We start from the raw sequence: 11,930 nt of genomic DNA on the forward strand, positions 1-11,930 counted from the left end.
CTACGACAACGGCGGTACGCCCGTCCCCCGCCCGAGCCGCTTCAGATCCGCCCGAAGCACCAGAACCCGAGCCCGAGACTGCCCACCGAGAACAGCAGGGCGAGCGCGGCGGCGGTCCCCGTCCTGGCCCCCTCGGCCACCGGCGCCCCGAGAGCGAGTCGCACACACGTCCACACGAGCAGGCATCCCCCGAAGAGCAGGAACACCACCCCGGCGAAGACCGCCGGCAGGCTCTCCGCGACCGCATCGACCCTGTCCATCCGGGCGTCCGCCTCCCCCGGCGCCGTACCCGGCACCACCGCGGGGCCGGTCCGACCCCTGGCCCTCTGTTGCGGGAAGGCTGGCAGCGGGTCGCTTCGTCCACACGAACCCCAAGTGAACTCACGGACACCACGAGACGACGAGGACCGGGGAGGGGGCGAGGAGGGGGGGCGGGCGCGGCTGGGGTGGGCGGCGTACGGGGGGCGGGGCGTACGGGGCGAGGCGGCGTACGGGCTCCGCCCGGCCCCGTACGCGAGCCACCCCGCCCCGCCGGTTCAGCGCACGCCCGATTCCTCCTCACTCGCCCCCTGCGCCCCGGTGGGCCCCACCGGATACAGGAAGCCCTGCTCGATCAGGAGGCGGATCTGCGCCGGTGTCCGGTCGCGGAGCAGCACCGGGTCCTCCTCCACGAGCTGGGCGATCGCGTCGAGGATCGCGCCCGCGCTGAGCGTCCCGTCGCACACGCCCGCGAAGCCCGCGCCGATCGTGTCGACCCTGGTCGCCCGGCGCATCCCGCGGTGCTGGCGCAGCACCACGTACTCCGGGTTCTCCGCGCCCGGCTGTCCGATCTGCTCCTGCACCACCTCGGGCGCGAGCCGGAAGTGGTCGGCGAGGAGCGCCGCGTCGTCGTGCGTACGGAGGTAGTCGACGCGGGCGAAGTGCGCGCGCACGGCGGGACCGAGTGGCTGCTCGACCGGGTGCGGCCACTCCTCGATCGTCACGGAGGGCTCGGCGGCCGTCGTGCGGCGCAGCGTGATCCAGCCGAAGCCGATCGCGGTGGTGCCGCGCGCGGCGAAGGAGTCGAGCCATTCCTCGTACCGCCGCGCGTACTCCGCACTCCCCTCCTTGTGGTCCCCCGCGTCCCGCAGCCACAGCTCCGCGTACTGCGTGACGTCCTGGACCTCTCGCTGCACGATCCACGCGTCGCAGCCCGCCGGCACCCAGTCGCGCACCCGCTCGGTCCACGTCTCGCCCTCGACGTGTTCCCAGTTGGCCAGAAACTGCGCGTACCCGCCCTCGTTGAGCCGCTCCCCCGCCGAGGAGACGAGCTCACGGCAGAGACCGTCCCCGTCCCGGCCGCCGTCGCGGTAGGTGAGTCGGGCGCCTGGTGAGATGACGAAAGGGGGATTGGAGACGAGGAGGTCGAAGGTCTCCGTACCGACCGGCTCGAAGAGCGAGCCCGCCAGCAGGCGGGCCGGCTCGGCTCCGGAGAGGGCGAGGGTGAGCGCGGCGAAGACGAGCGCACGCGGGTTGAGGTCGGTGGCGGTGAGGCGGGCGGCGTGCGCCGAGGCGTGCAGCGCCTGGATGCCGGAGCCCGTACCGAGATCGAGGACGCTGTCGACCGGGGTGCGCACGGTGAGCCCGGCGAGGGTGGTCGAGGCGCCGCCGACGCCCAGGACGACGCCCTCTGCGCGCTTGCCGATCCCACCGGCGCCGCCCACGGCGCAGCCCAGGTCGGAGACGACGTACCAGTCCTCGTCCTCCGGACCGCCGTACGGGCGGACGTCGACGGTGGCGCGCAGCTCGCCCTCGCCGTCCTCGCGCAGCCAGCCGCACTCCCCGGCCGCCGCCACCAGCTCCTCGCCGAGCACCGCCACGAGCGCCGCACGGCTCACCGCGCGCTGGAGGAGGAAGAGCCGCACGAGTGTCGCGACGGAACCGGCGGAGCGGGTGGCGCGCAGGGCGGGCACGGTCTCGCCGCGCGCGAGGGCCGCGTACGCCGGGGCGCCGAGCAGGTCGAGCAGTCCGTCCGCGGTGAACTCCGCCTTGCGCAGGGCTTCCCGCAGCAGTCCCGCGACCTCGGCGCCTCTGCCCTCGTGGGCGGGCAGGCTCTCTGCTCCGGGCAGCGGCTCGGCGGCTCCGGGCTGCGGCTCGGCGGGGTCGTGGGGGCTCGCGTTCGTGGAAGTGGTGCTCACCCGTCCATTGTGACGGGCCCCACTGACAACGGGTGGCACCGGCTCACGCGCCCGGCCTCAGGCGGAGGGTGAGGCGTTCGGCACAGACGGCGAGGGCGAGGCCTTCTGGCAGTTCTTCTGGTTCTTCATCGCCTTCGCGACATCGCCGGACTGGAGCTTGTTGAGCGCGGCGTTACTGCCTCGCGAGATCTTGGCGAGCTGCGCGGCCACGTCCTTGAGCCCGTCGGCGAACTTCCCCTGGTTGCTCGTGTCGAGCCCGTCGACGGTCTTCTTGAGCTCCGCGTACGAGGCGGAGCTGGCGTTCAGCTCCTTGACCACGTCCTTCTTGATGTCCTCGCCGTTGTCCACCGGCGGCGCCCCGGCCTTGTCGAGCGACTGAGCGAGCCCCTTGTACGCGGTCGAGAGGTCCTGGAACGCCTTCGAGTCGGTCTTCTGCACCTCGGCCGGCTTGCTCGTGTCGGCCGTCTGCTTGTCGATCGCGGCGGTGGCCGAGTTGATCTTGTCGACGTCGGGCTTGATGTCGCCACAGAAGGTCTTGGCCCAGTCGTTGACCTTGGCGTCGTTGTCATCGCCGCACCCCGACAGGGCCAGCAGCAGCACCGCACCGCCGGACAGTGCGCACACGAATTTCTTGCTCAACGGATCGGTCCCTCCATGGCTGTCGGCCCCGGAACTTACACGGGGGCGAGGAGGGGCCCGCGCGATCTTCGCGAAGTTCGCGGGTTTTTGGGCCATTTGCCCCACGGGAGAGATGACTCACGGCATACTGCGCAGAATCGGGGGCTCAAAAGCACGAGCGGGCGCGCCACCACTTCTCCGCACACGCGGTACGAGCCGAGGCGCGTGCGCCGGACGGGGGCGTGCGCGCCTGCCGTACGGGGGCGTGCGCGCCTGCCGTACGGGGGCGTGCGCGCCGTATGGCCGGGGCGCATACGCGTACGGGCGCAGACACATGCCGTGCGGGCCCAGACGCGCTCCGAGCGCGGGCTCACTCCGTGCACGGCCTCACTCCGTGCGCGGCGCACCCGGAAGCCGAGGCGGGCAGCACGGGGACGCGGGTACACGAAAACCCGGGCGTGCCCCGAAGAGCCCGCCCGGCCAGGGCCGAGACTGGGACGCACCGTTCGGACACGGCGCGCGTCGTGCCAGAGCGGCGCGGAACCTCAGGCGCGGCGCGATTTCAGGCACTCAGCGATTCTTCAGGCGCGCGGCCCGCTGTCCACGAGGACGTCAGGTTTGGCCGGCCACGTCATCCGCAGACGGCCGCCGTTCTCGCCCGTGGTGACTTCCACGTCGTCGACGAGTCCGCTGATCACCGCGAGGCCCATCTCGTCCTCGCCCTCGGTGTCCACCTCGTCGTCGCGGATCATCGCGCCGGGGGTGGCATCCGTCACCGAGGCATGCGGGGCCTGATCGACGACCTCGATGGAGAACTGGTTCTCCGCCTCGATCAGCCGCACGCTCACCGGCTCGGTCACCCCGTGGTTCCGGTGCAGACCCACCGCGCGCGTGCACGCCTCGCCCACGGCGAGCCGTACCTCGTCGAGCACGGCCTCGTCGACACCGGAGCGACGTGCCACCGACGCCGCCACCAGCCGGGCCGTCCTGACATGCGCGGGCAGCGCACTGAAGCGGAGTTCGACGGTGGCCATGCGGTCCCCCTCAGACGTACGTACGTGCCTGCGGGCGCGCCGAAGGGAAGACCCGGCGGCGGCCCGCCCCCAGCCCCGGGCCCAGCGGCCCGGGGCGGAGCGGAACTCAGTCGGTGGCCGCGACGGCTTCCTCGACCGAGGTGTGAATGGGGAAGACCTTCGTCAGGCCCGTGATGCGGAAGATCTTGAGAATCCGCTCCTGATTGCACACGAGGCGGAGCGAGCCCTCATGAGCCCGGACCCGCTTGAGGCCACCCACCAGGACGCCGAGACCGGTGGAGTCGAGGAAGTCGACCCCTTCCATGTCGACCACCAGGTGGAAATTGCCGTCGTTCACCAGCTCCACGAGCTGCTCACGCAGCTTGGGAGCGGTGTAAACGTCGATTTCGCCGCCAACCTCGACGACCGTACGGTCGCCACCGGGGCCGGACACATTGCGAGTCGACAGGGACAGGTCCACTGATCCTCCAGCACCTTGCTATCGAGCGGTCGTCCCTCGGGACACCTCGGCCTGAGCCCCCGGGACGGTTCGCCAGCCGCCATGGCATTCAATCACTTACCGGTACGCGCGCACGACGCCTTCAGAGCATTGTCCGCCGCGCCAGTGACACACTCGGTGTCGATGGCCACGTACTCCACGACCGGCCGGCCCCCTCGGGGCCCGGCCGCACAGCACTCTCCCCGAGCGGTTCTGGACCGTCTCGCCGGGGGGTCGAGCCGCGCTGAGCGCATCACTCATACGGAGCACCTGCCCCCACGTCCGGCGAGCTATGCCGTCTGGCCGCATCAGGTTCGGCCGGAAGTGATCGCCGCCGTGCGGGAGGCCGGCATCGAGCACCCGTGGTCCCACCAGGCCCGTGCGGCCGAGCACGCCCTGAACGGCGAGTCCGTCGTCGTCTCGACCGGCACCGCCTCCGGCAAGTCGCTCGGCTATCTCGTCCCCGTCCTCTCCACGCTCCTCGACGGCTCCGAGGCCCCCAACGGGCGCGGCGCCACCGCTCTGTACCTGGCCCCGACGAAGGCACTCGCCGCCGACCAGCGGCGCGCCGTGCGCGCGCTCGCCGCCCCCCTCGGCCGCGCCGTGCGCCCCGCCGTCTACGACGGCGACACCCCCGTCGAGGAACGCGAGTGGGTCCGTCAGTACGCGAACTACGTCCTGACCAACCCCGACATGCTCCACCGGGGCGTCCTGCCCTCGCACCCGCGCTGGTCCTCCTTCCTGCGTGCGCTCAAGTACGTCGTCATCGACGAGTGCCACGTCTACCGCGGCGTCTTCGGCTCCCACGTGGCCCAGGTCCTGCGCCGGCTGCGCAGGCTCTGCGCCCGGTACGGTTCCGAGCCCGTCTTCCTCCTCACCTCGGCCACCGCTGCCGAACCGGCCCTCGCCGGACAGCGGCTCACGGGGCTGCCGATCGCCGAGGTCGCCGAGGACGGCTCCCCGCGCGGCGAGGTCGTCTTCGCGCTCTGGGAACCCCCGCTCACCGAACTCCAGGGCGAGAAGGGCGCACCCGTACGCCGCACCGCGACCGCCGAGACCGCCGACCTCCTCACCGACCTCACCCTCCAGGGTGTGAGATCCGTCGCTTTCGTCCGCTCCCGGCGCGGTGCCGAGCTGATCTCCGTCATCGCCAAGGAGCGCCTCGCCGAGCGGGACCGGAGCCTGGCACCCCGCATCGCCGCCTACCGCGGCGGCTACCTCGCAGAGGAACGCCGCGCCCTGGAACGCGCCCTGCACTCCGGCGAGCTCCTCGGCCTCGCCGCCACCACGGCCCTCGAACTGGGCGTCGACGTGGCCGGCCTCGACGCCGTCCTCATCGCGGGCTACCCCGGCACCCGCGCCTCGCTGTGGCAGCAAGCGGGCCGCGCCGGCCGTACGGGGCAGGGCGCCCTCGCCGTCCTCGTCGCCCGCGACGACCCGCTGGACACCTTCCTCGTCCACCACCCCGAAGCGATCTTCGACCAGCCCGTCGAATCCACCGTGCTCGACCCGGACAACCCCTACGTCCTCGCCCCGCACCTGTGCGCCGCGGCCGCCGAACTGCCCCTGACCGAGCAGGACAAGGAACTGTTCGGCCCGGCCACCCCCGAGCTGCTCCCGCAGCTGGAGGCCGCCAAGCTGCTGCGCCGCCGCGGCCTGTCCTGGTACTGGACCCGCAAGGAGCGCGCCGCCGACCTCACCGACATCCGCGGCGAGGGAGGCCCCCCGGTGCAGATCGTGGAGGAGGGCACAGGCCGCCTGCTCGGCACCGTCGACGCCTCCGCCTCGCACACGACCGTCCACGAGGGCGCCGTCCACCTCCACCAGGGCCGCACCTACCAGGTACGCGCCTTCGACCTCGACGCGAACGTCGCCCTCGTCGAGGAGGCGTCACCCCCGTACACGACCGTCGCCCGTGACACCACCTCCGTCTCCGTCCTGGAGACCGATCGCTCGATCCCCTGGGGCGAGGGCCGCCTCTGCTTCGGCTCGGTCGAGGTGACCCATCAAGTCGTCTCCTACCTGCGCCGACGGCTCCTGACCGGTGAGGTCCTCGGCGAGACGAAGCTCGACCTGCCGCCGCGCCACCTGCGGACCCGCGCCGTGTGGTGGACCGTCACCGAGGACCAGCTCGACGCCGCCCTCGTCCACCCCCAGCAACTCGGCGGCGCCCTCCACGCCGCCGAGCATGCCTCGATCGGTCTCCTTCCGCTCTTCGCCACGTGCGACCGCTGGGACATCGGCGGAGTCTCCGTACCGCTCCACCCCGACACCCTGCTGCCCACCGTCTTCGTCTACGACGGCCACCCCGGCGGCGCCGGCTTCGCCGAACGCGCCTTCGCCACCGCTCGCGAATGGCTCACCGCGACCCGCGAGGCCATCGCCGTCTGCGAGTGCGATTCCGGCTGCCCCTCCTGCGTCCAGTCGCCCAAGTGCGGCAACGGCAACGAGCCCCTCCACAAACGCGCCGCCGTCCGCCTCCTCACCGAACTCCTCAAGGGCGCCCCCGACGCGACTCGGCCCCCGGCGGCCAGCCCGGCCCCGGTGCCCCGACCGGCGGCCCCGCCCGCGCCCTGACCCGTACCGTCCATGGCCCGACGGTGCCCATCGAAGTGACATCGGCGTACCGCCCGCGCAGTCCGCACGCGGCGAGCCGCCCGCCCTGCGCCCCGGCCACCCGCCTGGCCGCGCCACAGGCCCCGTCCGTCCCGCGCGCCCACGTGTCCGCGGCGGCGAGCGCTCCCAGGTCGGCGACCTGGGCGGCCCGGTGCCTGGCGAGCACCACCTGCCCGCAGGCGAGGACACCGCCGAAGAGGACCCCGAGCACCGCGAGTACCGCGACGGCCCACACCGTCGCCGCCCCTCGGTCTCTCCCGTCCCCGCCGTCCATCGCCCACGCCCTGCCCGCCGGATTCACGAGGCCAGCCCCCCAGCGCCGACTGCCTCTTCCGCGAGCGCGACGGCGGAGGAGCGGAGCCGCACCCCGAGCCCGCCGGGCCCTGGCGCCTCGGCCGTGACCGTCACCCGTACGAGGTCCCCTTCGCGTGCGATCCGCACCCGCGCACCCTCCGGCGCCACCTCCCGGGCCGTGGCCACCGCGCGCGCCTCGGGGTCCTGCCGGGCGGCGGCCCGGGCGCCGGCACCGGCGGCGTCCACGCACCGCAGCTGCGCCGCCGCCGCGAACAGCGCCCACACCAGGGCGAGCGTCACCAGCACGAGAAGTGGCAGCACCACCGCGGACTCCGCCGTCACCGTCCCCTTGTCACGCTCAGCGGAGAAGCCGAGAGAGCGGGGCCACCGGGCGGCGGCCCGCACCACACGCCGCCCGGCACCACGCCTCTCACCCATGGAGCGCCTTCATCACCGCGGCCTGCAAAGCCGCTCGCACCGCACCGCCCGTGACCACCTTGTAGAGCACCGTGGCGAGCCCCACGGCAGCGAGCAGCGCGACGGCGTACTCGGCGGTCGCCATCCCTAGATCGCCCCGTTCCCTCATCTCTTTCGTCGCCTGCCGCAGGGTCCAGCGGATGCGCCGCCGCATCAGCTCCCGCCGCGCCGCGTCCCTGCGGTGGTACCGGGCGAAATCCACGTCCCCGCGCCCGGCGGACCGCTGACGGCCAAGCACTTCAGCCCGACGCCGCACCCGCGTCAGCTCCGCTCCGGCCCGCGCCAGCCCCGCGCCACGTACCTCCCCCACCGGCGGAGGGCCGGCCTTCGCCTCCTGGGCCACGACAGCCACCGCAGCACCGCCCCCACCGGCCGACCTCGCACCCGCGGGCCTCGGCGGGCGGGTACGGACGGCACAGGCGCCGCTCGCCGCGCCACGCCCCGCACGCCGCCTGCGCCGACCGCGCTTCGACTTCGGGTTACCGGCACTCGCCACCTCGCGGGCAGCCCCGGGCGAATCACTGGGCCTCACGGAACCGCCCGGTTCCGCAGAGCCACCCGTCTCCGAGGGGCCGTCCGCGTCCGTACGCTGACTAGCTCCTGCGGGAAGGGCAGTTTTCGCAAGGCCGTCGCCAGACTCCGCGCGACCACTCACCTCCACCGGGCCGCCGGGTTCGACCGAGTCGCCAGGCTTCACGGCACCGCCAAGCTCCACCGAGCCACCAAGCTCCACGGCACCAGCAGGCTCCACCAAGCCGCCAGCCTCCGTGGAAAAGCTCGGCTCCTCGGAAGCGCCGGGTTCCGTAGAAGGGCCCGGCTCCGCAGAAAGGCCGGGCTCCGCGTGACCGCTCGCTTTCTCCGTGTTCACGGCGCGGCCCCCCTTCGGACGTCCGGTCCCCACGGCATCCGCGACCCGTCGCGGGCTCAGTGCCGTGCATCCCGGCGCCCGCTCGCCACCGGCCCGAGCGACCGCGTCTACCGACCGGCGAACGCCCACCCGCTGATTACCCACCCGCTGATCCCCCGACCGGTGGTCTCCCAGAGCGCCCCGCTCGCGCGCACCCGCAGCGAGAGCGCGGCAACCACGAGCGATGACCAGACGCTCCTCCCCGAGGCCCCGGCGAGCCCTGCCCCCGACAGCCGGACCGCCTCGCCTCCTGCCGGGCGTGTTGCCTCGCGTGGCCGTTCCGCGCGCGCCCGCGCCCTTGCCACGCGTATCCCGCACAGCCTTCACGTTGTTGTTTTTCATCGCGTACTCCTTGCTTTCTTTCCGCCTCGACGGGCTGTCCGCCCGCCGAGCTGTCCTTCGTCGCCGCTCAGCTCAGCGACGCGTCAATTCCCCCGCCAGCCCCAGCAGCACGGGCGCCACCCCGAGAATCAGGAAGGCGGGCAGGAAGCAGAGACCGAGCGGTGCCGTCACGAGCACCGCCGCCCGGCGGGCCGCCGCGCCGGCGGTGCGCGCCCAGCGGGCGCGGCAGTCCGCAGCGAGTGCGAGGGCCGGTGCCGCGACCGGAGCGCCGGAGGTCGTGGCGCGCTGGAGCAAGCCCGCGAGCCCGCCCGCTCCGGGCAGCGAGCCGAAGAGGGCCCAGGCTCTCTCCGGTTCCCCGCCCAGCCGGATCTCCGCCGCGACGTGCCTCAATCGCTCCCCGACCAGCCCGTCGAGCGAGCCGCCCACCGCCTCCGCCGCTTCCACCGGCCCTGCCCCCGCCGCCACACAGGCGGCGAGCAGGTCCGCCGCCAGCGGCAGATCGGCCGGAGTCCCGCACTCCAGCCGCCGAGGTCGCCGAAAGCCTCTCGGCCGCCCGTCGTCCACGGGACCGCTTCCCAGTCGGCGCACGTCTTCGGCGCGCATCCACCGGTGCACGAGGAAGGCCGCCCCGAGCCCCCAGGCCGCTCCTGTCATCCCGCCGACCAACGACCACACGGCGCCGCCCGCCCCCACGACGCTCACCCAGCGCCGTGCCGTGGCAGGCCCCGCCCGGATGCCCGTACCGAACGGGAAACGGACCCCCGCCGCGCCGAACAACCGCCGACCGCGGCGTCGCGTAACCACCCTCCGACGGCGGGAGAGCAGAACCCCCGGGAGCAGGACCAGCGTCAGCGCCCACAGCGCGATCCCCACCCTGTGGACAACCTCCGCGCTCACCGCGCCACCCCCGCTCCACGCTGCGCCTGCCGTACGAGCCAAAGGCACCACCACACGCCGGCCGCCTCCAGCACGCTCCCGATCACCAGACACACCACCCCCGGCGCCGAACCGAAGAGCACGCGCAACGGTGCGGCTCCGACCGCCGAGCCGAGGAGCAGTCCGAGGAGCGGCAGCGCCGCCAGGAGCCCCGCCGTCGCGCGCGCTCCGCTCAACTGCGCGAGGAGATCGGCGCGCTGGTCACGGTCGGCGAGGAGCGCCCGCTCCAGCCGTTCCAGACCGACCGCGAGCCCGGCTCCCCGGTCGAGCGCCACCCGCCAGCACGCGGCCAGGCCGACCAGCCCTTCCGCGCCCGGCGTGCGCGCCGCCTCACGCAGTGCCGCCGGGACGTCCCCGCCGAAGCGAGCCGCAGCAAGGATGTCCGCACATTTCGGGCCGAGTTCGCCGCAGGCGCTCACCGCGTGGGCCAGCGCCTCGGCCGGTCCGCTCCCGGCCCGCACCTCTCCGGCCAGGAGCCCGCACAGCACCACCACCGCGTCCGCCCGGGCGGCCCGCGCCCTCGCCTCCGCCCGGGCGCGAAGGACCCGCCGCACAAGCAGCCAGGCGGGCGGCGCCAGCACCAGCGGGACGAAGGAACCCGCCAGCACAGCCACCGCCACCGCCCCCGGCGGACACCACCACTCCGGGCGCCAAGCGGACCGAAGCCGCGTGAGCGAGCTCCGCCACGCCTCCGGCGGCTCGTGCCCCGCGCCGCCGGTCAGCAGTGCCCTGGCCCTCGCGGAACCCGGCCGCCCGTCCCTGCGCACGACCACCAGGCCGGCCACCGCCAGCACGAGTGCCCAGGCCGGTGAGCCGAGCACCCCGAGGTGCCCCGGCGCCGCCTCCGCGAGCACCACCCACAGCTGCTCCGTCATGGCGCGAGCTCCTGACCCCGTTCGCGCAGCGACTCCCTGAGCCGGGGCCAGCCTTCCTCGCGGACGAAGGCTTCCTCGCCCCATCGCAGCGCGGGAACCGTCACGACGAGCCCGGCCGGGTCCCGTGCGAGCACCCGGATCTCGGCGATCCTGCGCCGACCCGCGCTGTCCCTGGCCAGGTGGAGGACCACGGAGAGCGCGGCGGCCACCTGGCTGTGCAGCGCGGCCCGGTCGAGCCCCGCCGCGGTGCCGAGCGCCTCCAGACGGGCGGGGACGTCCGAGGCCGTATTGGCGTGCACAGTGCAACAACCGCCTTCATGACCTGTATTGAGAGCGGCGAGCAGGTGCACGACCTCGGCGCCTCGCACTTCGCCGACCACGAGCCGGTCGGGCCGCATCCGCAAGGCCTGCCGGACGAGGTCCTGGAGCGTGACGCGACCCGCGCCCTCCTGATTGGCGGGCCGCGTCTCCAGCCGTACGACGTGGGGGTGCGCGGGTCTCAGCTCGGCGGAGTCCTCAGCCAGGACGAGGCGTTCCGCCGGGCCGGCAAGGCCGAGCAGCGCGCTGAGCAGTGTCGTCTTGCCCGTCCCCGTACCGCCGCTGACCAGGAAGGAAAGGCGGCCGGCGATGAGCGCGCGCAGGACGGTGTCCCCGCCGGGCGGGATCGTGCCGGCCGCCGTCAGTTCGGCCAGGGTGAAGGCGCGGGGGCGCACGACCCGCAGGGACAGGCAGGCGGAACCGACTGCGACCGGGGGCAGCACGGCGTGCAGGCGTGTCCCGTCGGGCAGGCGCGCGTCCACCCAGGGGTGGGCGTCGTCGAGGCGCCGCCCTGCGACGGCGGAAAGGCGTTGTGCCAGTCGGCGTACCGCCGCGGCGTCGGCGAAACACACGCCGCTCAGCTCAAGGCCCCCGCCGCGCTCCACCCAGACCCGGTCCGGCGCGGAAACCAGGACGTCGGTCACGTCCGGGTCGGCGAGCAGCGGTTCGAGCGGTCCGGCGCCGGTGAGTTCGCAGCGCAGCAGGTGCGTGAAGCGCAGCACCTCGCTGTCACCCAGTACTCCGCCCTGCTCCCGCACGGCGAGCGCCACCTTGGCCGGTGTCGGTTCGGCGCCGCGCTCGGCGAGCCAGCGGCGTACTCCGTCGAGGAGTCCTTCAGCGGTGGCGATCACCGGCGTG

12 protein-coding genes are annotated in these 11,930 nt (G+C 73.8%); 1 reads left to right on the forward strand and 11 read right to left on the reverse strand.

Annotation, left to right across the window (positions count from 1 at the left end):
• Positions 1–41: 41 nt before the first annotated feature.
• From ACIP4O_RS25880 to bldG, 5 genes are all read right to left on the reverse strand, one after another.
• Positions 42–260 carry a hypothetical protein gene (locus tag ACIP4O_RS25880; protein WP_401577966.1) on the reverse strand — a complete coding sequence of 73 codons (219 nt, stop codon included), beginning with the start codon at positions 258–260 and terminating at the stop codon, positions 42–44.
• A 276-nt stretch (positions 261–536) separates the two neighbouring features.
• Positions 537–2,177, reverse strand: a complete 1,641-nt coding sequence (locus ACIP4O_RS25885; RefSeq protein WP_401577968.1) for a methyltransferase — start codon at positions 2,175–2,177, stop codon at positions 537–539.
• A gap of 57 nt (positions 2,178–2,234) precedes the next feature.
• Positions 2,235–2,816, reverse strand: a complete 582-nt coding sequence (locus ACIP4O_RS25890) for a small secreted protein (protein WP_401577970.1) — start codon at positions 2,814–2,816, stop codon at positions 2,235–2,237.
• Between the two features lie 560 nt (positions 2,817–3,376).
• Complete coding sequence (locus ACIP4O_RS25895) at positions 3,377–3,829, reverse strand: ATP-binding protein (RefSeq protein ID WP_361323748.1); 453 nt, start codon at positions 3,827–3,829, stop codon at positions 3,377–3,379.
• Between the two features lie 106 nt (positions 3,830–3,935).
• Positions 3,936–4,289, reverse strand: a complete 354-nt coding sequence (gene bldG, locus ACIP4O_RS25900; protein WP_007823876.1) for an anti-sigma factor antagonist BldG — start codon at positions 4,287–4,289, stop codon at positions 3,936–3,938.
• An 81-nt stretch (positions 4,290–4,370) separates the two neighbouring features.
• On the opposite strand from bldG, the gene ACIP4O_RS25905 reads away from it, so the two are divergent.
• Entirely contained in the window at positions 4,371–6,884 is a 2,514-nt protein-coding gene (locus ACIP4O_RS25905; protein ID WP_401577972.1) for a DEAD/DEAH box helicase, read from the forward strand.
• Here ACIP4O_RS25905 and ACIP4O_RS25910 read toward each other — a convergent pair.
• The 6 genes from ACIP4O_RS25910 to ACIP4O_RS25935 form a co-directional block, all read right to left on the reverse strand.
• A complete protein-coding gene (locus tag ACIP4O_RS25910; RefSeq protein WP_401577974.1) occupies positions 6,802–7,197 on the reverse strand; it encodes an Rv3654c family TadE-like protein in 396 nt (131 codons plus the stop codon). The two genes, ACIP4O_RS25905 and ACIP4O_RS25910, sit on opposite strands and share 83 nt — an antisense overlap.
• 23 nt (positions 7,198–7,220) lie before the next feature.
• Positions 7,221–7,655, reverse strand: a complete 435-nt coding sequence (locus tag ACIP4O_RS25915) for a TadE family type IV pilus minor pilin (RefSeq protein ID WP_401577976.1) — start codon at positions 7,653–7,655, stop codon at positions 7,221–7,223.
• Complete coding sequence (locus ACIP4O_RS25920; protein ID WP_401577977.1) at positions 7,648–7,896, reverse strand: DUF4244 domain-containing protein; 249 nt, start codon at positions 7,894–7,896, stop codon at positions 7,648–7,650. The genes ACIP4O_RS25915 and ACIP4O_RS25920 overlap by 8 nt, the downstream gene beginning before the upstream one ends.
• Before the next feature lie 1,119 nt (positions 7,897–9,015).
• Positions 9,016–9,840, reverse strand: a complete 825-nt coding sequence (locus ACIP4O_RS25925; RefSeq protein ID WP_401577978.1) for a type II secretion system F family protein — start codon at positions 9,838–9,840, stop codon at positions 9,016–9,018.
• The gene (locus tag ACIP4O_RS25930; protein WP_401577979.1) at positions 9,837–10,754 is read right to left on the reverse strand and encodes a type II secretion system F family protein; all 918 of its coding nucleotides are present in this window, start codon (positions 10,752–10,754) and stop codon (positions 9,837–9,839) included. Before ACIP4O_RS25930 ends, ACIP4O_RS25925 begins: the two co-directional genes overlap by 4 nt.
• The gene (locus ACIP4O_RS25935) at positions 10,751–11,923 is read right to left on the reverse strand and encodes a TadA family conjugal transfer-associated ATPase (protein ID WP_401577980.1); all 1,173 of its coding nucleotides are present in this window, start codon (positions 11,921–11,923) and stop codon (positions 10,751–10,753) included. Before ACIP4O_RS25935 ends, ACIP4O_RS25930 begins: the two co-directional genes overlap by 4 nt.
• Positions 11,924–11,930 lie beyond the last annotated feature (7 nt).

This window comes from Streptomyces sp. NPDC088923, assembly GCF_044749745.1.
Taxonomy (GTDB): domain Bacteria; phylum Actinomycetota; class Actinomycetes; order Streptomycetales; family Streptomycetaceae; genus Streptomyces.

Excerpts from the sequence above, each read along its gene's own strand:
- ACIP4O_RS25880 (WP_401577966.1), bottom strand. The coding sequence starts at position 260 with ATGGACAGGGTCGATGCGGTCGCGGAGAGCCTGCCGGCGGTCTTCGCC.
- ACIP4O_RS25895 (WP_361323748.1), bottom strand. The coding sequence starts at position 3,829 with ATGGCCACCGTCGAACTCCGCTTCAGTGCGCTGCCCGCGCATGTCAGG.
- ACIP4O_RS25905 (WP_401577972.1), top strand. The coding sequence starts at position 4,371 with ATGGCATTCAATCACTTACCGGTACGCGCGCACGACGCCTTCAGAGCA.
- ACIP4O_RS25910 (WP_401577974.1), bottom strand. The coding sequence starts at position 7,197 with ATGGACGGCGGGGACGGGAGAGACCGAGGGGCGGCGACGGTGTGGGCC.
- ACIP4O_RS25915 (WP_401577976.1), bottom strand. The coding sequence starts at position 7,655 with ATGGGTGAGAGGCGTGGTGCCGGGCGGCGTGTGGTGCGGGCCGCCGCC.
- ACIP4O_RS25930 (WP_401577979.1), bottom strand. The coding sequence starts at position 10,754 with ATGACGGAGCAGCTGTGGGTGGTGCTCGCGGAGGCGGCGCCGGGGCAC.